The organism is Actinomadura sp., from assembly GCF_044508335.1.
Lineage (GTDB): Bacteria > Actinomycetota > Actinomycetes > Streptosporangiales > Streptosporangiaceae > Spirillospora.
Genome location: NZ_JBIQHY010000001.1, coordinates 32,043 through 53,359 on the forward strand (window position 1 = coordinate 32,043; position 21,317 = coordinate 53,359).

Sequence of the window (21,317 nt, forward strand, 5' to 3'; positions counted from 1 at the left end):
GACGAGTAGTATTAAGGGTTACCAGCGAGTAGCATCGCTGTCGCGGGCACTCGTGCCGCCGTCGAAGGCAGGGGCGGCACGAGGCTCGACGACCCACCGAGCCCACCGCAGGGAGGACGATCCCGTGCCTCGCACCGCACGCGACGTCGTGTTCGTCGACGGCGTCCGCACGCCGTTCGGCAAGGCCGGCCCGAAGGGCCTGTACGCGCAGACCCGCGCCGACGACATGGTCGTCCGCGCGATCCGCGAGCTGATGCGCCGCAACCCGTCCCTCCCGCCCGAGCGGGTGGACGAGGTCGCCATCGCCGCCACCACGCAGACCGGCGACCAGGGCCTGACCATCGGGCGGTCCGCCGCCGTGCTGGCCGGGCTGCCGAAGAGCGTCCCCGGCTACGCGATCGACCGGATGTGCGCGGGCGCGATGACCGCCGTGACCACGTCCGGCGCCGGCATCTCGTTCGGCTCCTACGACGTCGTCATCGCGGGCGGCGTCGAGCACATGGGGCGGCACCCGATGGGCGAGGGCGTCGACCCGAACCCGCGGTTCCTCGCCGACCGGCTGGTCGACCCGTCCGCCCTGGTCATGGGGGCGACCGCGGAGAACCTGCACGACCGCTTCCCCGGCATCACCAAGGAGCGCGCGGACGCCTACGCCGTGCGCAGCCAGCAGAAGGTCGCCGCCGCCTACGCCGCCGGGAAGATCCAGCCGGACCTCGTCCCCACCGCGATCCGCTCCGCGGAGAAGGGGTGGGGGCTCGCCACCGAGGACGAGCCGCCGCGCCCCGGCACCACGATGGACGACCTGGCCGGGCTGAAGACCCCGTTCCGCGTGCACGGCAACGTCACCGCCGGGAACGCCGCCGGCCTGAACGACGGCGCCACGGCCTGCCTGCTGGCGGCCGAGGACGTCGCCCGCGAGCTCGGCCTCGCGCCGAAGATGCGGCTGATCGACTTCTCGTTCGCCGGGGTGGAGCCGGAGGTCATGGGCGTCGGGCCCGTGCCCGCCACCGAGAAGCTCCTCGCCCGCAACGCGCTGACCATGGACGACATCGGCCTCATCGAGATCAACGAGGCGTTCGCCGTGCAGGTGCTGGCGTTCCTGGAGCACTTCAAGATCGCCGACGACGACCCGCGGGTGAACCCGTGGGGCGGCGCGATCGCGCTCGGCCACCCGCTCGCCTCGTCCGGCGTCCGGCTGATGAACCAGCTCGCCCGCCTGTTCGAGGAGCGCACCGACGTGCGTTACGGGCTGACCACGATGTGTGTAGGGATGGGCATGGGCGGAACCGTCCTCTGGGAGAACGTCAACTGGGGGGATGCACAGTGAGCGACGGAGTCGTTCGGGGGGTCCGGGGGACCGCCCCCGGGGAGGACGCAGTGAGCGACGGAGTCGTTCGGGGGGTCCGGGGGACCGCCCCCGGGGGGAGGACACAGTGAGCAGACTTCGAGAGGTATTCGGCGACGAGGTCGTCACACACGCGCACGTGCGCGACGTGACGCTCCCCTACGGCGCGGGCACGCTCGCGCTCATCACGCTCGACAACGGATTCGACCACACCAAGCCCAACACCTTCGGCCCCAACGGCCTCGCCGAGCTGGACGCCGCCATCGACACCATCGCGGGACGCGACGACATCGCGGCCGTCGGCGTCACCGGCAAGCCGTTCATCTTCGCGGTCGGCGCCGACCTCAAGGGCGTCCCGCTCATCACGAACCGGGACGACGCGCGGGCCATCGGCAAGCTGGGCCACGACGTGTTCCGGCGGCTCGGCGAGCTGGACGTCCCGTCGTTCGCCTACTACAACGGCGCGGCGATGGGCGGCGGCGTCGAGATCGGCCTGCACTGCACGTACCGGACGATCTCGTCCGGCGTCCCGGCGTTCGCGCTGCCCGAGACGTTCCTCGGGCTGGTTCCCGGCTGGGGCGGGACGTATCTGCTGCCGAACCTCATCGGCGCGGAGAACGCGCTCAAGGTCATCATCGAGAACCCCCTCGCCCAGAACCGGATGCTGAAGGGCGGGCAGGCGTACGAGCTGGGGATCGCCGACGCGATCTTCGACTCGGCCGACTTCCTGGAGGAGTCGCTCGCCTGGACGGCCCGCGTCCTCAACGGCGACATCACCGTCACCCGGCCCGAGGTCGACAAGGGCAAGGCGTGGGACGACGCGGTCGCGGCGGCCCGCTGGAACGTCGACGGCAAGCTCCACGGCGCCGCCCCGTCCTACACCCGCGCGTTGGACCTCGTCGCCGCCGCCAAGGACCGCACCCGCGACGAGGGCTTCGCCGCCGAAGACGAAGCGCTGTGCTCCCTCATCATGAGCGACGAGCTGCGGGCCGGCCTCTACGCGTTCGACCTCACCCAGAAGCGGGCGAAGCGCCCCGCCGGGGCGCCGGACAAGGCGCTCGCCCGCAAGGTCACCAAGGTCGGCGTCGTCGGCGCGGGCCTGATGGCCTCGCAGCTCGCGCTGCTGTTCGCGCGCCGCCTGGAGGTCCCGGTCGTGCTGACCGACCTCGACCAGGAGCGCCTGGACAAGGGCGTCGGCTACGCGCACGGCGAGATCGACAAGCTGCTCGGCAAGGGGCGCCTCTCCCCCGACGCGGCGAACCGCCTCAAGTCGCTCATCTCCGGCTCGCTGACGAAGGACGCGTTCGCCGACGCCGACTTCGTCATCGAGGCCGTGTTCGAGGAGATGGCGGTCAAGCAGAAGGTGTTCGCCGAGGTCGAGGAGTACGTCTCGGCCGAGTGCGTCCTCGCGACCAACACCTCGTCCCTCTCCGTCACCGAGATGGCGTCGAAGCTGAAGCACCCGGAGCGGGTCGTCGGCTTCCACTTCTTCAACCCGGTCGCGGTGCTGCCGCTGCTGGAGGTCGTCCGCGGCGGGCGGACCGACGACGCCGCGCTCGCCACCGCGTTCGCGACCGGCAAGGCGCTGAAGAAGTCGTGCGTGCTGGTCAAGGACGCCCCGGCGTTCGTGGTCAACCGCGTCCTGCTGCGCCTGCTCGCCGAGATCGTCAAGACGGTCGACGAGGGCACCCCGATCGAGGTCGCGGAGCGGGCCGCCGCGCCGCTCGGCCTGCCGATGCCGCCGTTCGTCCTGATGGGCCTGGTCGGCCCGGCGATCGCGCTGCACGTCAACGAGACCCTGCACGCCGCGTTCCCGGACCGGTTCCCGCTGTCGGACAACCTCGCGAAGATGGTCGCGGCCGGCAAGCCCGGCGTGTATCTGCCGGACTTCTCCCTCGACCCCGAGGTCGTGGAGATCTTCGCGGGCGGGACGAGCCCGTCGACCGAGGAGCAGGTCCTCGACCGGGCGCTCGCCGCGCTCGCCGAGGAGATCCGCATCATGCTGGACGAGGGGGTCGTCGCGGCGCCGGAGGACATCGACCTCTGCATGATCCTCGGCGCCGGCTGGCCGTTCCACCTGGGCGGCATCACCCCGTACCTGGACAGGTCGGGCATCGCCGAGAAGGTGACCGGCCGCCGCTTCCTGGAGCCGGGGGTCGCCTCCCTGCCCGCCTGACACGGCCCGCCTGACACGGCCCGCCTGACACGGCCTCCGCCGCTCCCCGGAGAAGTGGCGTTCCGAGCCGCATTCGGAACGCCACTTCTCCGGCATTCCCGCACGTCACAGGCGCTCATCCGGCCCCGCTGATCATAAGCCGCGCTCATCTGGGCATACGGCAGACAGCCGAGCACACCGCCGGGACGGGCACGAGGGACGCGGAGGGGCGGCGAGGATGAACCTGCTGCGCACGAAATCGGTGGAGCAGTCGATCCGCGACACCGAGGAGCCCGCGCACCGGCTCCGGCGCGCCCTGTCCGCGCTGGACCTCACCGTGTTCGGCGTCGGAGTGATCATCGGGACCGGCATCTTCGTGCTCACCGGGCAGGTCGCCCGGGACAAGGCCGGACCCGCGGTCGCGCTGTCGTTCATCCTCGCCGCGGTCGTGTGCGGGCTCGCGGCGCTCTGCTACGCCGAGTTCGCCTCCACCGTCCCGGTCGCGGGCTCCGCCTACACCTTCTCCTACGCCACCATCGGGGAGTTCCCCGCCTGGATCATCGGCTGGGACCTCATCCTGGAGATGGCGCTCGGCGCGGCCGTGGTGTCGGTCGGCTGGTCCGGCTACTTCGCCTCGCTGCTGGACGACATCGGCGTCACCATCCCCGAGTCGCTCGCCGCGCCGCCGGGCGAGGGCGGCACGGTGAACGTCCCCGCCATCGCCCTCGTGGTCGTGGTGACCGCGCTGCTCGTCCTCGGCGTCAAGATCTCCTCCCGGGTGAACGCCGTGGTCGTCGCGATCAAGGTGTCGATCGTGCTGCTGGTCATCTTCGCCGGGCTGTTCTTCGTCAAGGCCGCCAACTACGAGCCCTTCATCCCGCCGTCGAAGCCGGCGCCCGAGGGCAGCGGCCTCACCGCGCCGCTGATGCAGGAGCTGTTCGGCTTCACCCCGGCCAACTTCGGCTGGCTCGGCATCTTCGCCGCCATCGCGATCGTGTTCTTCGCCTACATCGGCTTCGACATCGTCGCCACCGCCGCCGAGGAGGCCCGCCGGCCGCAGCGGGACGTGCCCATCGGGCTCATCGGGTCGCTCGTCATCACCGCGGTCCTGTACGCCGCCGTGTCCACCGTCGTCGCCGGGATGCAGAACTACACGAAGCTGAGCACCGAGGCGCCGCTCGCCGACGCGTTCAAGGCCGCCGGGCACCCGGTGTTCGCCACCTTCATCGACGTCGGCGCCGTCATCGGCCTCACCAGCGTCGTGCTGATCCTGCTGCTCGGGCAGAGCCGCATCTTCTTCGCGATGGGCCGGGACGGCCTCATGCCGCCCTGGCTGTCGGCCGTCCACCCGCGGTTCGGCACCCCTTACCGCTCGACGATCCTGATGGGGACCGTGGTCGCCGTGCTCGCCGGGTTCATCCCGCTCGCCAAGCTGGCCGAGCTGGTCAACATCGGCACCCTGTTCGCGTTCCTCGTCGTCTCGATCGCCGTGATGGTGCTGCGCCGCACCCGCCCGGACCTGCCCCGCGCGTTCCGCACGCCGTGGGTCCCGGCCGTCCCGGTCCTGTCGGTGCTCGGCTGCCTGTTCGTGATGATCAACCTGCCGGTGGACACGTGGCTGCGGTTCCTCGCCTGGATGGTGATCGGCATCGTCGTCTACGGGTTCTACGGGTACCGGCACAGCCGGGTGGGCCGCGCGGAACCGGCGTCCATCAAGTCCTGACTCCGCCCCGTGGGACGGCTCCCGGGACGGCTCCGGGGCGACCCGATCTCGTGACGGGCGTCACTGTGTCCTTTTGCGCGGCGGGTGGGCACAATGGCCCGCATGGCTTCTCCAGTGCTCGTCGCGGTGATCGGTTCCGGCCCGGCGGGGATCTACGCCGCCGAGGCCCTCGTCAAGCAGACCGGCGGCGACGTCCGGGTGGACGTGTTCGACAGGCTGCCCTCGCCGTACGGGCTGGTCCGCTACGGCGTCGCGCCCGACCACACGTCCATCAAGTCGATCGCCCGGTACCTGCAGAAGGTCCTGGAGAACCCCGCCGTCCGGTTCTTCGGCTGCGTCGAGCTGGGCCGCGACATCACCCGCGCCGACCTGCTCGACTGCTACGACGCCGTCATCTACGCCACCGGCGCGATGGTCGACCGGCACATGCGGATCCCCGGCGAGGAGCTGCCCGGCAGCATCGCCGCCACCGACTTCGTGAACTGGTACTGCGGGCACCCCGACGCCGCCGACCACGAGTTCGACCTGTCCGTGGAGGAGGTCGCGGTGGTCGGCGTCGGCAACGTCGCCGTGGACGTCGTCCGCATCCTCGCCAAGTCGGCGGGCGAGCTGCGCGACACCGACGTCCCCGAGCAGGTCATCGAGGCGCTGTCGCGCAGCAGGGTCAAGCGCATCCACATGATCGGGCGGCGCGGCCCCGCGCAGGCGAAGTTCACCACCAAGGAGGCCCGCGAGCTGGGCGAGCTGCCCAACGCCAGCATCCACGTCCGCCCCGAGGACATGCAGCTCGACCCGGCGAGCGCCGAGCTGGCCGCGAGCGACCGCAAGACCGGCGGCAACGTCAAGGTCCTCAACGGCTGGACGGGCGAGCCGGCCCCCGGCCGGGCCCGGCACATCGACGTGCGGTTCTGGCGGGCGCCCGCCGAGATCCTCGGCACCGGCCGGGTCGAGGGCCTGAAGCTGGAGAGGACGCGGCTGGACGAGTCGGGCCGCGTCGTCGGCACCGGCGAGTTCGAGACGCTGCCCGTCGGCATGGTGCTGCGGTCGGTCGGCTACCAGAGCGTGCCGCTGGACGGCGTCCCGTTCGACGAGCGCTCCTACGTCGTCCCCAACGAGGGCGGCCGGATCCTCGGCCCGGACGGCGCGCCCGTCCCCCGCGAGTACGTCGCCGGGTGGATCAAGCGCGGCCCGTCCGGCGTCGTCGGCACCAACAAGTCCGACGCGGCCGAGACCGTCCGCAACCTCCTGGAGGACGCCGCCGGCACCGACGCGTCGCCGAAGCGCACCATCGAGGAGCTGCTGGAGGCGCGCGGGCTGCCCGTCGTCACCTACGCGGACTGGCTGAGGCTCGACGCCGCCGAGATCGCCCTCGCGCGCAGCCTCGACCGCGGCGAGCGGGTCAAGCTGGCCCGCTGGGAGGCGATGACGGCCGCCTGCCGCGGCGCCGAGTGACGCCCCTGTAATTCACCTTCACGCGAATTGCCCGGCCGCAAGGTAGTGACGGACATGTGACCCGGGCGCTACGGTGCGCGTGTGACCGGTGGTCCAGAACTGTACGGGTTCCCGCCACCCGAGACGGTCCCCGACCTCAGGTGGCTGGGCCCCGACTACGTGTCCGTACTCGTGTACGACCTGACGCAGGGGCTCCTGCGCCAGGACCCGCGCACGTCCGTCATGGGCGTGCGGTGCGAGGGCCGGCCCCGGCTCGCCCCCTCGGTCGACCCGGCGGGCGTCATCCGCGCGCACGACGCCTGCTTCCCGCTGCAGGTCTTCGTCCAGGACGGCGCCGGGCGCCCCTGGCGCCTGCGCGGGCAATGGACGTACTCCGGACGTGAACTCGGCACGTCCGCCGCGTCCATCACCCACTCCTGGCGCCTGCTGTCCGCCGACGGCGTCTAGCCGCCGGCCCCGGCCGGGCCTCCCCGGCCGGGGCCTGCCGTCCGGGGCGTCAGGGCTTCTCGTCGCTGGTCTGCTCGGAGGCCCGCTCGGACGCCTCCGGGGTGTCGCTCTCCGTCGCGGTGATGCGGGCCACGTACTCGGTGATGTCGCGGGCGAGCGCCTGCGGCGTCAGGCCGATGTCGGCGAGGATCTCGCCGCGCGAGGAGTGGTCGAGGAACTCCTGCGGGATGCCGAACGTGCGGACCGGGGCGTCCACCTCGGCGTCGCGCAGCAGCCGCGCGACGGCGTCGCCGACGGCGCCGGCGCGGCCGTTGTCCTCGGCGACGGCGACGAGCGCGTGGTCGCGGGCGAGGTCGAGCAGCGCCGGGTCGAGCGGCTTCACCCAGCGGGGGTCGACGACGGTGACGCCGATGCCCTGCGCGGCGATGAGCCCCGCCGCCTCGACCGCGGGCGTCGCCATCGAGCCGGCCGCGACCAGCAGCACGCGGGTGCCGTTGAAGCCGTCGTGGCGCGCCAGCACGTCCATCTCGCCGACCTTGTCGATCGCCTCGATGTCGTCGGCCGCCGGGCCCTTGGGGTAGCGGATCGCGGTCGGGCCGTCGGAGACGGCGACGCACTCGCGCAGCAGCTCGCGCAGCCGCGCCCCGTCGCGCGGGACGGCGATGCGCATGCCCGGCACGAGCTGCAGGATCGACAGGTCCCACATGCCGTTGTGGCTGGCGCCGTCGTCGCCAGTCACGCCGGAGCGGTCCAACGCGAACGTGACGGGCTGCCTGTGCAGCGCCGCGTCCATGAGGACCTGGTCGAAGGCCCGGTTGAGGAACGTCGCGTACACCGCGACGACCGGGTGCAGGCCGCCCATGGCGAGCCCGGTGGCGGAGGTGACCGCGTGCTGCTCGGCGATGCCGACGTCGAAGATGCGGTCGGGGAACGCCTCGGCGAACGGCGCGAACCCGACCGGGTGGAGCATCGCGGCGGTGACGGCGACGACGTCGCGGCGCTCCCGGCCGATCGCCACCATCTCCTCGCCGAAGATCTTCGTCCAGGCGGGGCCGCTCTTCTTGACGACGAACTTGCCGGTGGCGGGGTCGAACGCGCCGCCGCCGTGCATGCAGTCCTCGGTGTCGTTCTCCGCGGGCGCGTAGCCGCGCCCCTTGGTGGTGATGCAGTGCACGATGACCGGGCGGCCGAACCCGCGGGCGCGGCGCAGCGCGCGCTCGACGGCGTCCTCGTCGTGGCCGTCGATCGGGCCGACGTACTTCATGCCGAGGTCCTCGAACATGGCCTGCGGCTGCAGGACGTCCTTGAGGCCCTTCTTGATGCCGTGCAGCGCCTCGTAGGTGAGGTTCCCGACGACGGGGGCGCGCGGCACCGTCTTCTTGATGAGTTCGAGCGCGTTCTCGTAGCCCTGGGTGACGCGCAGGTCGGCGAGGTGGGACGCGAGGCCGCCGATGGTCGGCGAGTAGGACCGGCCGTTGTCGTTGACGACGATGATGACCGGCCGGTCGACGCCGGCGGCGATGTTGTTCAGCGCCTCCCAGCACATGCCGCCGGTCAGCGCGCCGTCGCCGACGACGGCGACCACCGCGCGGTCGGTCTCGCCGCGCAGCTGGAACGCCTTGGCGAACCCGTCGGCGTAGGAGAGGGCGGTGGAGGCGTGGGAGTTCTCGATGACGTCGTGCTCGGACTCGTTGCGGCTCGGGTACCCCGACAGGCCGCCGCGCTTGCGGAGCAGCTCGAAGTCGTGCCGCCCGGTGAGGATCTTGTGCACGTACGCCTGGTGCCCCGTGTCGAACAGGACCTTGTCGTGCGGCGAGTCGAAGACGCGGTGCAGCGCGATCGTCAGCTCGACCGCGCCCAGGTTGGGCCCCAGGTGCCCGCCGGTCTTGGAGACCGCCTGGACGAGGAACTCGCGGATCTCCTCCGCGAGCCGAGGCAGTTGAGCGGCGTCCAGTCGTTTGAGGTCGTCGGGACCTTTGATCGACTCAAGCAAGCTCACTCGTTTCAACTCCTCCGTCGGGGATCGGGTCTCCCCTGGCTCGGGCCGTTCCGAGTTTAATCCCGGTTCGCCCGCGACGCGCCGAAGGCCGCCCGCGCGCCGGGTGTGAAAAGACTGACCCCCGGGGCAGGGATGGGGTAGGAGTAGAGCATGGGCGTCGAAGAGATCGTGCTGCTCAACGCGGCGGACGAAGCCGTCGGAACCGCTCCGAAGAGCGCCAGCCACCACAGGCGCACGCCGTACCACCTGGCCTTTTCCTGCTATGTCGTGGATACGGAAGGTCGCATCCTGATCACTCAGCGCGCCCTCGACAAGCGGACGTTCCCCGGGGTCTGGACGGGGAGCTGCTGCGGGCACCCCGCGCCGGGCGAGAAGCTGCGCGACGCGGTGCTGCGCCGGCTGCGGGACGAGCTGGGCATGGCGGCGGCGTCGCTCACGTCCGTCCTGCCGCGGTTCCGGTACCGGGCCGCGGCCGCGGACGGAACGGTCGAGCACGAGCGCTGCCCGGTCGTGCGCGCCACCGCCGCCGACGGGGCCGTCCACCCGAACCCCGACGAGGTCGAGGCGGCCGAGTGGTGGACGTGGGAGCGCTGCCTGGAGCTGGCCGAGCGCCCCGAGTCCTCGCCCTGGTACCGGCTGCAGCTGGCCGAGCTGGCGCCGCTCGGCGCCCCGCTCGACTGGCCGGACGCCGGGCAGGACGACCTCCCGCCCGCGCTCGCCTGGTAGGCCGGAGCGACCGCATCACCGCTTGATCACTTTTCGGTCCCCGGTGTTGACCGCCCGCGCGTCCGAACGGACGCTTGCTCTCCCGGGGTTACCGAAAGGACGGACGATGCGAGTACGTGCTTTCCGGCGCCGCTGGACCGTCTTCGCGGCCGTGGCCATGACCGGTGCCCTCGCCATGTCGGGCTGCGGCGGAGACGACGGCGGAGGCTCGAACGACGACAAGTCCGAGGTCGAGGTCTTCTCCTGGTGGACCGGCCCGGGCGAGGCCGACGGGCTGAAGGCCATGCAGGCCGACTTCGAGAAGAAGAATCCCGGTACGAAGTTCGTCAACGCGGCGATCGCCGGCGGGTCGGGGACGCAGGCCAAGGCCGTCCTGGCGAGCCGGCTGCAGAACCGCAAGCCGCCGGACTCGTTCCAGGGCCACGCGGGCGCAGAGCTGCTGGACTACATCAAGGCCGGGCAGATCGAGCCGCTGGACGACTTCTACCAGGAGAACAACCTGAAGTCGGTCTACCCGCAGCAGCTTCTCGACCAGATCACCTACCAGGGGCACATCTACTCGGTCCCGGTGAACATCCACCGGTCCAACGTGCTCTGGTACAACCCGGGCATCCTCAAGGACGCCGGGATCGACGGGCCGCCGAAGTCGATCCCCGAGTTCATCACCGCGCTGAAGGCCGTCAAGAGCAAGACGAAGAAGGTGCCGCTGTCGCTCGGCGCGCAATGGACGGCCGACCACCTGCTGGAGAACGTCCTGCTCGGCAGCCTCGGCACCGACGGCTACAACGCGCTGTGGAAGCCGGGCGCCGACTGGAGCACCCCGGCGGTCACCAACGCGCTGAACGACTTCGGCGAGATCATGAAGTACACGACGCTGGAGGCCGCGTCCACCGACTGGCAGGGCGCCGCGAAGGCCGTCGTGGACGGCAAGGCCGCGTTCAACATCATGGGCGACTGGGCCTACGGGTACTTCATCGGCGACGCGCCCAACGGCCTCGGCAAGAAGCTCGACACCGACTTCAAGTTCGCGCCGGCGCCGGGCACCGAGGGCACCTACATGTGGCTGTCGGACAGCTTCACCCTGCCCAAGGGCGCGCCGCACCGCGCCGGGGCGACCGCGTGGCTGAAGGAGGTGTCCAGCAAGGAGGGGCAGGACCTCTTCAACCCGAAGAAGGGCTCCATCCCCGCCCGTAAGGACGCCGACAAGAGCCTCTACACCGGCTACCTGCAGACCGCGTTCGAGGAGTGGAACAACCCGCAGACCAAGCTGGCGGGCTCGTTCTGGCACGGCGTGAACGCCAACAACAAGTGGCACACCGACATCGACACCGCGATCGGCCTGTTCCTGCAGAACCGGGACGTGGCCAAGCTCCAGCAGGGGCTGGTGACCGCGGCCAAGAACAGCGGACAGTGACCGCGTCGGATGAGGGCCTGAAAGCAGCCGGCGCCGGCCGCCGGGAGACGCCGGAGGAGCACCGCTCGTCGCTCCTCCGGCGCAGCCGCAAGTGGCTGCCGGGGCTGCTGCTCGTCTCGCCGTCCATCGCCGCGATCGGGCTGTTCGTCTACGGGCTGCTGTTCTGGAACACGCGGGTCGCGCTGAGCGGCAAGCACGACGAGGTCTCCGAGTACGGGTTCGACAAGGGCAGGAACTTCGTCGACCTGTGGTCCCAGCCGAGCTGGCCGGGCGCGGTCAAGCACGCGCTGCTGTTCACGGCGGTGTTCGTGGTCGGCGCGCTGGCGCTCGGCGCCTTCCTGGCGTTCCTCATGGACAAGGGGATCCGCGCCGAGGCCGGCTTCCGGGTGGTGTACCTGTTCCCGATGGCGGTGTCGTTCATCGCCAGCGGGGTCGTGTGGCGATGGCTGATGAACCCGGCGCCGCCGCAGCGCGCCGTCGGGTTCAACCAGCTGTTCGACAAGCTCCATCTGGGGTTCCTGTCGAACAGCTGGTGGCAGCATCCGGACTGGGGCATGGCGGCGATGGCCCTCCCCGCCATCTGGCAGATGTCCGGATATGTCATGGCTTTGTATCTGGCCGGGTTCCGGAGCGTCCCTGAGGAGCTGCGCGAGGCGGCGCGGGTGGACGGCGCCTCCGAGTGGAAGGTGTACCGGTACGTGGTGTTCCCGCAGCTCCGCCCGGTGACGCTGTCCGCGCTGATCATCCTCGGGCACATCTCGCTGAAGGTGTTCGACCTGATCATGGCGATCGCGGGCAAGCAGATCATCACCTACGTCCCGGCGATCGCCACCTACGTGGAGATCTTCGACCGGCACGACCCGGCGAACGGCGCGACGATCGCGACCTACATGCTGGTCGCCGTCGCCGTCCTGGTGATCCCGTACCTGGTCTGGTCGGTGCGATCGGAGCGGACCCGATGACGCGCGTGGAAGCACCCCCCGCGGCGCCGGCGTGGCGCCGGCTGGCGGGCGGCCTGCGCGGACGCGGCGGGGGCGGCGCGGGCACGAGCGCGCCCGGCCGGTCGTCGCGGGCCGTGCAGGCGGTCAAGCTGGCCGTCCTGCTGGCGTTCGTGCTGCTGTTCCTCATCCCCGTCTACGTCCTCATCGTCACCAGCTTCAAACCGCTGGCCGAGGCGGACCCGAGCAGCGCGTGGAGCCTGCCGAGCAACTGGAGCACGTCCGGCTGGAGCACGGCCTGGGACGCGCTGAAGCCGGGCCTGGAGAACAGCGTCAAGATCGCGGTGACCGGGTCGGTCATCTCGGCCGTGCTCGGCTCGATGAACGGCTACGTCCTGTCCAAGTGGCGGTTCCCGGGCGCGGACGTCGTGTTCACCCTGTTCCTGTTCGGCATGTTCATCCCCTACCAGGCGGTCATGATCCCGCTGGCGGGGCTGCTGACGGACATGGAGCTGGCGGGCACGATCCGCGGCCTCGTCCTCGCGCACGTCGTGTACGGCATCCCGATCTGCACGCTCATCTTCCGGAACTACTACGTCACGATCCCGGACGAGCTGATCGAGGCGTCCCGCGTGGACGGCGCCGGCATGCTGCGCACGTACTGGTCGGTGGTCCTGCCGGTGTCGGCGCCCGCGTTCGCGGTGACGCTGATCTGGCAGTTCACCTCGATGTGGAACGACTTCCTGTTCGCGGTGTTCCTCGGCGCCCCCGACAGCTGGCCGGTCACGGTGATGCTGAACAACACGGCGGGCTCGGGCGCGGTCGCCGTCCAGTACAACCAGCAGATGGCCGAGGCGCTCCTGGCGTCCCTGCCGACCCTCCTGGTGTACCTGCTGCTGGGACGGTTCTTCATGCGCGGCCTGATGGCGGGAGCGCTCAAGGGATGAGACGGACGAACACACCGGCCGCGCGCGCCGCACCTCTGGCCCGTCCGTTATGGACCCCCGCGTCAATTCGTGTTAATCCGTATTAGTCGCAGGAGCACGTCAACCCGGCACGGTGCTCACGCGTCACAAGGATGATCAAAGGAGATCCGCATGGGAATTGCACGGCCCGGCAGCCGTCCCATGGCGGACATCAATCCTTTCGACCCGCCCGTTGGCAATTCCGCCGGGATGCGCCTAGCCTCTCGGGCATCGTCGCGCGGCACACCGGCATCCGCCGGGGCCTCGGCGATCCCGGGTCGACGGAGACGGGGACGAGCAGTGGAGGTGGCCGCGTGCAGGCGATGAGTGTTCAGCAGCCCTGGGCGTTCGCGATCGCGCGCGGCGGCAAGTCGGTCTCGAACCAGAGCCTGCCGACGGCCTACCGCGGCCCCCTCCTCGTCCACGCCTCCATGCGCGTCGACCTGAAGGCGTGCGACTCGCCGCTGATCCAGGCCGCCGGCTGGGACCCGCGCGACCCGCTCGCCACGATCGGCGCCGTCATCGCGGTCGCCGAGCTCGACGACGTCTGCTCCGCCGCCGTCCGCGGCGGCTCCTGCGACTGCGGCCCCTGGGCGGAGCGCGGCCACCACCACTGGCACCTCAGCGGCGTCCGCCCCCTCCCCCGGCCCATCGTCGCCCTCGGCCGCACCGACCTGTGGCAGCCGCACCCGTCCCTGGTCAAAGAGGTGAACACGATGTTCGCCCTCAACCCCTGAGGGCCTCGGCGGCTTCGCGCAGCCGGCGGAACTCGGCGGCGATGCGGTCGAGCGGCCACCCGGCGTTCAACCCGCTCGGGTTCGGCAGCACCCAGACCCTCGCCGGGCCGAACCGCTCGTCCTGCGGGCCGATCTGGGCGCGGGGGCGGCCGAAGGCGGTGCGGTAGGCGGTGACCCCGGCGACCGCCAGGTAGGCGGGACGGTGCCGGTCCGCGAGGGCCTTCAGGCGGCGTCCGCCCTCGCGCAGCTCCTCGCCGGTCAGTTCGTCCGCGCGGGCCGTGGTGCGGTGCGCCAGGTTGGTGATGCCGAGGCCGTAGCCGGGCAGGAGGTGCTGCTCGGACGGGTCCAGGAGCCGGTCGGTGAAGCCGGAGCGGTGCAGCGCGGGCCAGAAGCGGTTGCCGGGACGCGCGAAGTGGTACCCGGTGGCGCCGGAGTACAGGCCCGGGTTGATGCCGCTGAACAGCACCCGGAGCGTCCCGCCGTCCAGGGGCAGGACATCGTCGATGACACGGTCGCGAGCCGCCTCAAGGTCGGCCTTGCTGGGACGCATCAGGCAAAACTACCGGCGGTACCGCGGAAGGGCGGCCTCGCCGGGCGCCTCAGATCAGGTTGCGGACGATCAGCACCACCGCGGACGTCCCGACGACGAGGAGCAGCGCCAGCCGGAGGCGCCCGGCGTCCAGGTAGCGGCGCAGCGGACCGGCCGCGAGGAACCCCGCGAACACGAACGGGAGCAGCAGCAGGCCCGCGACGACCTGCCGGGCGGGGAGGTGCCCCGCGACGCCGAGGACGGTCAGGGAGAGCAGCGTGCCGCCCACGAAGTACAGGGCGAGCGTCGCCCGCACCCGGGGGCCGCTCTCGCGCTGGTAGAGCAGCGCGATGGGCGGGCCGCCGATGCCGGACGCGGTCCCGGTGGTGCCGGAGACGACTCCGGCGGCGGCGAGCGTCCGGCGGTTGCGCGGCACGTCCGCCGACCGGGCCGTCACCGCGAGCGCGGCGAGGACGATCACGCCGATGACGATGCTGAGGACGCGGGTGGGGACGGCGGCGACCAGCCACACCCCAAACGGCGTCCCGGCGAGCCGGCCGCCGAACGCCCAGGCGAGGCCGCGGGAGTCGACGTGCCCGACCTCCTGCGCGAGCGTGGCCAGCGGCAGGACCAGCGCGACGACCAGGATCGCGCCCGGCATCAGCGACGGGTACAGCATCGTGACGATCGGGGTGGCGACCAGGCCGACGCCGAGGCCGACGCTTCCCTGCACGATCGCGCCGACCAGCGCGGCCAGGCCGCCGAACAGGAGGAACTCGAAAGGCGGCACAACGCGTGACGCTACATCCCTACTTATCCGGTCATCATCAGGCGGATGCCTCGGTGAGGCGCTTCAGCTGGTCGTCGGTCAGGGTCGTCCGGGCGCTCTCGACGAGGGGCGGGAGCTGGTCGGGGGTGCGGGCGCTGGCGATGGGCGCGGCGACGGTCGGCTGCGCGGCGAGCCAGGCCAGCGCCGCGGTGGCGACGGCGACGCCCTGCTCCTCGGCGACGAGGTCGAGCGCGGCGAGCACCCTGCGGCCGCGCTCGGTCTCCAGGTACTTCGCCGCGCGGCCGGCGCGCACGCTGTCCACCTTGCCGCCGGGGCGGTACTTGCCGGTCAGGAAGCCCGACGCGAGTCCGTAGTAGGGGACGGCGGCCAGTCCGTACCGTTCGGCGAGGTCGCGGCGCGGCCCCTCGTAGGTGTCGCGGGACACGAGGTTGTAGTGCGGCTGGATGGCGACGTAGCGGGCGGTGCCCTCGCGCTCGGCGAACTCCAGTGACGCCTCAAGCCGGTCCGGCTCGATGTTGGACACCGCGATGTGCCTGACCTTGCCCGCCGTCACCAGCTCGTCCAGGGCGCCCATGATGTCCCCGACGGGCACGGACGGGTCGTCGAAGTGCGTGTAGTACAGGTCGATGCGGTCGGTGCGGAGCCGGCGCAGGGAGTCGTCCGCGGCGGCCTTGATGTTGGCCGGGGCCAGCCCCTGGCGGTCAGGGTGCCTGCCCACCTTGGTGGCGATGACGATGTCGTCCCGGTTGCCGCGGGACTCCGCCCACTCCCCGATGATCGTCTCGGACTCGCCGCCGCTGTTGCCCGGCGCGGACGCCGTGTAGGAGTCGGACGTGTCGATGAAGTTGCCGCCGGCCGCCGCGTAGGCGTCCAGGATCTCGAACGAGCGCTCCTTGCCGGTCGTCCAGCCGAAGACGTTCCCGCCCAGGCACAGCGGGAAGACGTCGAGGTCACCGATCTTGTTCATGCCGGCCATCCCCAGATCCAATCAAACGTTCCGGACGCCCATTCCCACCGCGCCGCGGAACACTCCTGCGACATCTCCGGCATGGCCCCGCCTTCATCTCGTTCGGCCTCCGCCTCGCGGTCGGACACTGAGGGCGTCCAGCAGCGCGCCGGCGGCCATCGCCCAGGTCCGGCGACGTGCCAGTTCCCGCCGCGCGGTGTCCGCCATGGCGAAGGCCCCGGCCGGGTCCCGCAGGACGGCCGCCACGTTGTGGCCCCACCGCAGGACGTCCTCGCGGTCGTCGCGGACGGGCACGACGAACGGCGCCGCCGCGGCGCCGAGGACGTCGCGGAGCAGCAGCCCGAAACCGCTCCGCGCGGCGGCGAGCACCGGCGTCCCCGCGACGGCCGCCTCCAGGCCGACGAGCCCGAACGCCTCCGCCCGGGACGGCATGACGAGGAGGGACGCGCGGGCCAGGTCCTCCGCGAGCCGGTCGCCGTCCACCGAGAAGGGGCGGACGGTCACGTCCAGGGCCGGGCATGCGGCGTCCCGCCGGATGCGGTCCCGGAGCGCGCCGCACTCCCCCGGCGGCGCGCCCCGCACCAGCAGCTCCACCTCGGCGTCGCGGTCGTCCCGCAGCTCCAGCGCGTGGGCGACGGCGCGCGCGGCGAGGTCCACGCCCTTGATCTCGTAGTCCTCCAGCCGCCCCACGAGCAGGACCTGCGCCGGCGCGCCGCACGCGGGCGGACGCGGACGCACGGGCGGCACGTCGAAGCCGGGGTCGAGCCGGATGGGCGACGGGGCCCCCGGACGCACCGCCAGGTCACGGGAGAACCGCTCGTGCAACCGTGGCCCGACGGCCGCGACCACGGCCGCCTCCTGGCAGAGCAGCCGTTCCAGCTCCGTGCGCTGCTCGGCGCGCAGCCCTGGATCGTCCGCGCGATCCGGCCGCCACCATTCCAGCTCGTCCGGCGCGACATGGACGACCTGGACCCGTGACGCATCCGGGAAATGGTCCTCCACCTGGCACATCGCCATCGGCCCGGTCACCCGGCCGTGCCCGATGACCACATCCGGCACGACGCCCTCCGGCAGCACCGGCCGCCGGATCAGCGCCCTGCGCGGCGACCCGCCCGGCACGGGGCGCGCCGCGACCAGCGTCACCCCGGCGGCCTCCGCGTCCGCCCGCTCCTCCTCGGACGCGCCCGGCACCAGGCAGAGCACGCGCACGCCCTTCGCGGCGAGCGCCCCGCACAGGCCGCGGTTGAGCGTGCTCAGGCCGCCGTTCGCCGACGACCACTCGGTCGCCACGGCCAGCGCCGTCAGGTCGTTTCGCGCTGTGGACATGGGCGCAGCGTGCCTGGCCGGGGCGGCGTCCGGCATCGGTGTCCGGCGGGACGGGCGGCGCCGGACACGACCCGCCGCGGGCGGCCACCTCGCGGTGTACGTTTCCGATGTCCGGTCGAATTCGTCGGTCCGGACGCCGGACAGATCTCCCGGAGGTGCCTTCTCGATGACGTCCCCTTCGGGAGCGGCGGCCGACCGGCATCGGCGGCGGTTCAGGGACGCGATCGCCCGCGCGGTCGATGAAATGGGCGGCGACCGAGCGGCCGAAGCCCGGAGCGGCGTTTTCAAGTCCGTCTGGTACGACGCGAAGAACGGGTCGATACCGGGCGAGAAGAACTGGGACCTGATGCGCCGGGCGCTGCGGGACCTACCGCCGTCGGCGACGGGCGTCGACGACTGGGACGCGCTCTACGAGAAGGTGCGGCGCCGGCCGGCGTCCGCCCCGGCGCGTCCGAGGCCGCCGAAGCCGAGCCGCGTCCATCTGCACGGGATGGAGACGACGGACGCTTTCGTGCTCCCCGCGGTCTCCCGCCTCGGACTCGTCGACGCCGAGCTGGACGGAGACGACCGGGTCGTCTTCCTCGTCGGCGAGGGCGGGCTCGGCAAGAGCGTCCTGCTCGGGCAGATCGCGGAGCGGCTCGGCACCGCGGAGCGCACCGAGGCCGTCGTGCTGGTGCCGTGCGCGCTGATCCCGGCCGCCGCCGACCTGACCACCGCCGACTCCGCCGACCGCGCGCTCGCGGCGGCGGCCGCACTGCCCGGGCCGGGGCTGCGGCGGTTCGTCCAAGAGCTGCGCGCCGCCTTCGGCGAGGTGTTCCTGCTGGTGGACACCCTGGACGTCGCGCTCTCCGACGCGACCGCCGACGCGCTGACGACCGTCCTGGAGGACGCCGCCGAGCACGCCAGACTCTTCGTCACCTGCCGCACCCGCGAGTTCGAGGATCTGCTCCAGGATCCGCACTCCTACCGCCCGCGGCTGAGGCTCCGGCTCGGCAAGGCCGTCGCCCTGCCCAGGCTGGGCACGACGGAGATCCTGGCGTGGGCCGAACGGTACGTCTCGGGCCTGGACCGGACGGCGCACGAGCGGGAGCGCTTCCTCCGCTCGCTGTCGGACGCCGTGTCGGCGGCCACCGTCCGGGAGGTCTGCGCGGTGCCGCTGCGCCTCGCGCTGGCCTGCGAGCTGTACAGCGAGACGGGCACGGTGCCGTCCGACCTCACCATCACCGGCCTGTACCTGGCGTACTGGAACCGGCGCATCGCCCGCGACCGGCAGGGCCGCCATTCGGCTCAGGCGAGGCGTCAGGAGGCGGCCGCGCTCGCGCTGGCACAGGCCGTCCTGGACCAGAGCACCGGGCGCCTGTCGCCGACGGTGGACATCGCGGAGCTACCCGACGACTCGGGCCTGCGCGCGCTGCTCAGCGAGGGCGCGCTGCGCCACCGCGCCGGCCGGTGCGAATTCTTCCACCAGACCTACGCCGAGTTCGTCATCGCCCGGCTGCTCGCCCAGCGCGGGAAACCGGCCCAGCTGGACGACCTGCGCGCGGGCCTCGCCGACCCGCACTCCTTCCTTTGGTCGATCGCCCGGCACCTGCTGCTGCAGGGCTCGGCGCCCGACCGCCGGGACGAGCTGCGCGACGCCGTCCCGCGGCTGACCGCGGAGGGCGCCCGCATCCACCTGCTGGCCGCGCTGGCCTGGGACTCGCCGGAGGACCTGCGCACCCTAGCCGACGCCCTGGCGCAGGACGATCCGGCGCTGCTGCACTCGCTCGTCCCGCTGCTGGCGCAGGCGCCGGCCGGCTGCCGCGAGGAGGCCCTGCGGATCAGCGTCCCGCTGCTCGAACACACCGCGGCGGATCTGCTGCCCGAGGCCACCCGCACCGTGGGAAGCCTGCTGGCCCGCCTGGACGGACCGCTGCGGCGGCACTACCTCTCGTGGGCACTGGCCCTGGTCGACGCGCGCCGGGACGGACTGTCGAACAACCTGTGGGTCGGCCTGCCGGAGAACCTGATCGCGGAACTGTGCGCGTCCGAGCCCGGCCCGGAGATAGAGGAGCACCTGCACGGCCGGTACGCGGCCCTCGGCGTGTGCGCGCAGCGCACGATGCTGAGGGGCAAGCTCGCGGTGCTGCGGCGCGGGGAGCCGGCCGCGTGGAACGGCCTGGAGACGGCCATGCTGGCGGCCGAGCTGCCGACGGACCTGGCCAACGACGACGCCGTGGACCTGCTCCGGCACTGCTGGCACACCCCCGCGGTCAGGTCGGCGCGCGGCTGGGCGTCCTGGCCGGACCTCCTCCAGGACGACCTGCCCGCCCGATGGGACAAGGCGCAGATCCGGCTCGTCGCCGAGTTCACGCGAGACCCGGACGTCCGCCGGGACCTGCTCGGCACAGTGCTGAGCGACCGGTCCGTCCGGTTCCGGGAGCGCTGGGTGAACGTCGCCCGGTTCATCGCCGACGACCGTCCGGACGAGGTGGCCGCAGACCTGCTGGAGCTGCCCGAGGACGCCGGCGCGGAGGCCGTGGGCACGGCCGCCGCCCTGGCGAAGCAGATCGCCGGGCGGCTCGGCCGCGCGCGCCGGGAACGGCTCCTCGGCGCCCTCTCCCGGCACCGGTCGCGGTTCGAGCGGCAGGTCTGGCCCGTCCTCGTCAAGCTCGCGAACCCCGACGCCGATCTCCACCGGTCCCTACTGGCCGACCTGGCCGCGCACGACCGGAAGCGGCGCACCGCCGCGGACGGGCCGCGGGCCGTGAAGGACTGGGAGGTCGTCCTCGCCAGCACGGTCCGGACCTGGCTCAACACGGCACCCACCGGTTTCCTCGTCGAGGCGCGGACGGACCTCCGCGCGCTGCTGCCGACCGAGAGCGGCGGCAAGTCCGTCCAGCGGCGGGCCCAGTTCGAGGGGCGGATCGCCCGCCACGACGCCGGGGCGCGGGCGTGGCTCGCGCCCCGGATCCTGGACGGAGCCAGCCCGGCCGTCGCCGGCACCGCCGTCAACACCGTCCAGTCGTGGGCCCTGGAGGACGGCGAGCCGCTCTCCCCCGACGTGACGCGGTGGCTCCTCGCCCTCCTCCCCACCCGGCACACCGACGCCGCGGGGAAGATCGCCCTGATCCTGGCGGACGAGCGCCTCGTTCCGGACGCCTCGCTGACCCGCGCGGAATGGGACGGGATCGGCGACGCGGCCCGCGCGCGGCTGGAGAGGGCCGTCGACGCCCGCGAGAACACCCAGCTACCCGCCGACCTTCTCAAGCTCCTCGTCGAACTGGACCGGCGCCGCCCGCTGCCCCTAGACGACGTGCGAGCCGTCATGGACAAGCTCACCGAGCCGCTCCGCGCCGTCCCCGCACGGATCGCCGCCGACTCCACGACGCGCGCGACGGCCCGGCTCACCTCGGAACTGAGCCTCTGGGTGGACGCCGTCAACGCGCTCGGCCTGCACCGCCTCCCCGTCGCGGAGATCGAGCGGGCGGTGGGGGGCGTCCTGCCCGGCTGGGACGTCCAGCAGGTCAGCAGCGGTTTCGGTGAGGCGCTGGCCGACATGCTGCGCGGAGTCATCGCCCGGTCGGACACCTTCGCCGGCCGGCTGACCGAGGAGTTGTGGACGAGCGTCGGCCCGGGCACCAAGGGGGCCATCGCCGAGGCCATCGCCGTCCACGAACGCAACGTGCCGGGCGGCCGCGCGCTCGACCTCGCCCGGCGGTCCGACTGCCCGCCGGCGGTGGCCGCGAAGATCCACGAACGGCTGAAAGGCCGGTGAGACGGAGACGGAACGGGCCGCTCCGGGGTGGAGCGGCCCGTCGCGGT

Annotated in this window: 16 protein-coding genes; 11 read left to right on the top strand and 5 right to left on the bottom strand. The window is 72.3% G+C overall.

Going from position 1 to position 21,317, the window contains the following annotated elements:
- Positions 1-124: 124 nt before the first annotated feature.
- From ACIWVC_RS00165 to ACIWVC_RS00185, 5 genes are all read left to right on the top strand, one after another.
- On the top strand, positions 125-1,327 hold the full coding sequence (locus ACIWVC_RS00165) for a thiolase family protein (RefSeq protein ID WP_396445405.1): 1,203 nt from the start codon (positions 125-127) through the stop codon (positions 1,325-1,327).
- A 106-nt stretch (positions 1,328-1,433) separates the two neighbouring features.
- Positions 1,434-3,521 carry a 3-hydroxyacyl-CoA dehydrogenase NAD-binding domain-containing protein gene (locus ACIWVC_RS00170; RefSeq protein ID WP_396445404.1) on the top strand — a complete coding sequence of 696 codons (2,088 nt, stop codon included), beginning with the start codon at positions 1,434-1,436 and terminating at the stop codon, positions 3,519-3,521.
- A 217-nt stretch (positions 3,522-3,738) separates the two neighbouring features.
- Positions 3,739-5,223: an amino acid permease gene (locus ACIWVC_RS00175; protein WP_396445403.1), complete on the top strand. Its 1,485-nt coding sequence runs from the start codon at positions 3,739-3,741 to the stop codon at positions 5,221-5,223.
- A 102-nt stretch (positions 5,224-5,325) separates the two neighbouring features.
- Positions 5,326-6,675 carry an FAD-dependent oxidoreductase gene (locus ACIWVC_RS00180; protein ID WP_396445402.1) on the top strand — a complete coding sequence of 450 codons (1,350 nt, stop codon included), beginning with the start codon at positions 5,326-5,328 and terminating at the stop codon, positions 6,673-6,675.
- An 81-nt stretch (positions 6,676-6,756) separates the two neighbouring features.
- Entirely contained in the window at positions 6,757-7,122 is a 366-nt protein-coding gene (locus ACIWVC_RS00185; protein ID WP_396445401.1) for a hypothetical protein, read from the top strand.
- A 49-nt stretch (positions 7,123-7,171) separates the two neighbouring features.
- Here ACIWVC_RS00185 and dxs read toward each other — a convergent pair whose 3' ends face one another.
- Entirely contained in the window at positions 7,172-9,121 is a 1,950-nt protein-coding gene (gene dxs, locus ACIWVC_RS00190) for a 1-deoxy-D-xylulose-5-phosphate synthase (RefSeq protein ID WP_396445400.1), read from the bottom strand.
- 150 nt (positions 9,122-9,271) lie between these two features.
- On the opposite strand from dxs, the gene idi reads away from it, so the two are divergent.
- The 5 genes from idi (at position 9,272) to ACIWVC_RS00215 (ending at position 13,901) form a co-directional block, all read left to right on the top strand.
- Positions 9,272-9,847, top strand: coding sequence for an isopentenyl-diphosphate Delta-isomerase (gene idi / locus ACIWVC_RS00195; protein ID WP_396445399.1), 576 nt, complete (start codon positions 9,272-9,274; stop codon positions 9,845-9,847).
- 106 nt (positions 9,848-9,953) lie between these two features.
- Positions 9,954-11,261: an ABC transporter substrate-binding protein gene (locus ACIWVC_RS00200; protein ID WP_396445398.1), complete on the top strand. Its 1,308-nt coding sequence runs from the start codon at positions 9,954-9,956 to the stop codon at positions 11,259-11,261.
- Positions 11,258-12,223, top strand: a complete 966-nt coding sequence (locus tag ACIWVC_RS00205; protein WP_396445397.1) for a carbohydrate ABC transporter permease — start codon at positions 11,258-11,260, stop codon at positions 12,221-12,223. The genes ACIWVC_RS00200 and ACIWVC_RS00205 overlap by 4 nt, the downstream gene beginning before the upstream one ends.
- The gene (locus tag ACIWVC_RS00210; protein ID WP_396445396.1) at positions 12,220-13,146 is read left to right on the top strand and encodes a carbohydrate ABC transporter permease; all 927 of its coding nucleotides are present in this window, start codon (positions 12,220-12,222) and stop codon (positions 13,144-13,146) included. Before ACIWVC_RS00205 ends, ACIWVC_RS00210 begins: the two co-directional genes overlap by 4 nt.
- Positions 13,147-13,487: 341 nt before the next feature.
- On the top strand, positions 13,488-13,901 hold the full coding sequence (locus tag ACIWVC_RS00215; protein ID WP_396445395.1) for a hypothetical protein: 414 nt from the start codon (positions 13,488-13,490) through the stop codon (positions 13,899-13,901).
- Here the strand turns inward: ACIWVC_RS00215 and mug are convergent.
- From mug to ACIWVC_RS00235, 4 genes are all read right to left on the bottom strand, one after another.
- Positions 13,891-14,451, bottom strand: coding sequence for a G/U mismatch-specific DNA glycosylase (mug, locus tag ACIWVC_RS00220; protein ID WP_396445394.1), 561 nt, complete (start codon positions 14,449-14,451; stop codon positions 13,891-13,893). The two genes, ACIWVC_RS00215 and mug, sit on opposite strands and share 11 nt — an antisense overlap.
- Positions 14,452-14,500: 49 nt before the next feature.
- A complete protein-coding gene (locus ACIWVC_RS00225; protein ID WP_396445393.1) occupies positions 14,501-15,220 on the bottom strand; it encodes a sulfite exporter TauE/SafE family protein in 720 nt (239 codons plus the stop codon).
- A gap of 37 nt (positions 15,221-15,257) precedes the next feature.
- Positions 15,258-16,187, bottom strand: coding sequence for an aldo/keto reductase (locus ACIWVC_RS00230; RefSeq protein WP_396445392.1), 930 nt, complete (start codon positions 16,185-16,187; stop codon positions 15,258-15,260).
- Between the two features lie 93 nt (positions 16,188-16,280).
- Positions 16,281-17,513: a glycosyltransferase family 4 protein gene (locus tag ACIWVC_RS00235; protein WP_396445391.1), complete on the bottom strand. Its 1,233-nt coding sequence runs from the start codon at positions 17,511-17,513 to the stop codon at positions 16,281-16,283.
- 166 nt (positions 17,514-17,679) lie between these two features.
- On the opposite strand from ACIWVC_RS00235, the gene ACIWVC_RS00240 reads away from it, so the two are divergent.
- Entirely contained in the window at positions 17,680-21,270 is a 3,591-nt protein-coding gene (locus ACIWVC_RS00240) for a hypothetical protein (protein ID WP_396445390.1), read from the top strand.
- Positions 21,271-21,317: the final 47 nt, after the last annotated feature.

Bases quoted from the DNA above. Each gene is read 5' to 3' on its own strand.
- ACIWVC_RS00175 (WP_396445403.1), top strand. From the start codon at position 3,739: ATGAACCTGCTGCGCACGAAATCGGTGGAGCAGTCGATCCGCGACACC.
- ACIWVC_RS00180 (WP_396445402.1), top strand. From the start codon at position 5,326: ATGGCTTCTCCAGTGCTCGTCGCGGTGATCGGTTCCGGCCCGGCGGGG.
- idi (WP_396445399.1), top strand. From the start codon at position 9,272: ATGGGCGTCGAAGAGATCGTGCTGCTCAACGCGGCGGACGAAGCCGTC.
- ACIWVC_RS00200 (WP_396445398.1), top strand. From the start codon at position 9,954: ATGCGAGTACGTGCTTTCCGGCGCCGCTGGACCGTCTTCGCGGCCGTG.
- ACIWVC_RS00210 (WP_396445396.1), top strand. From the start codon at position 12,220: ATGACGCGCGTGGAAGCACCCCCCGCGGCGCCGGCGTGGCGCCGGCTG.
- ACIWVC_RS00215 (WP_396445395.1), top strand. From the start codon at position 13,488: ATGAGTGTTCAGCAGCCCTGGGCGTTCGCGATCGCGCGCGGCGGCAAG.
- mug (WP_396445394.1), bottom strand. From the start codon at position 14,451: ATGCGTCCCAGCAAGGCCGACCTTGAGGCGGCTCGCGACCGTGTCATC.
- ACIWVC_RS00230 (WP_396445392.1), bottom strand. From the start codon at position 16,187: ATGAACAAGATCGGTGACCTCGACGTCTTCCCGCTGTGCCTGGGCGGG.
- ACIWVC_RS00235 (WP_396445391.1), bottom strand. From the start codon at position 17,513: ATGTCCACAGCGCGAAACGACCTGACGGCGCTGGCCGTGGCGACCGAG.
- ACIWVC_RS00240 (WP_396445390.1), top strand. From the start codon at position 17,680: ATGACGTCCCCTTCGGGAGCGGCGGCCGACCGGCATCGGCGGCGGTTC.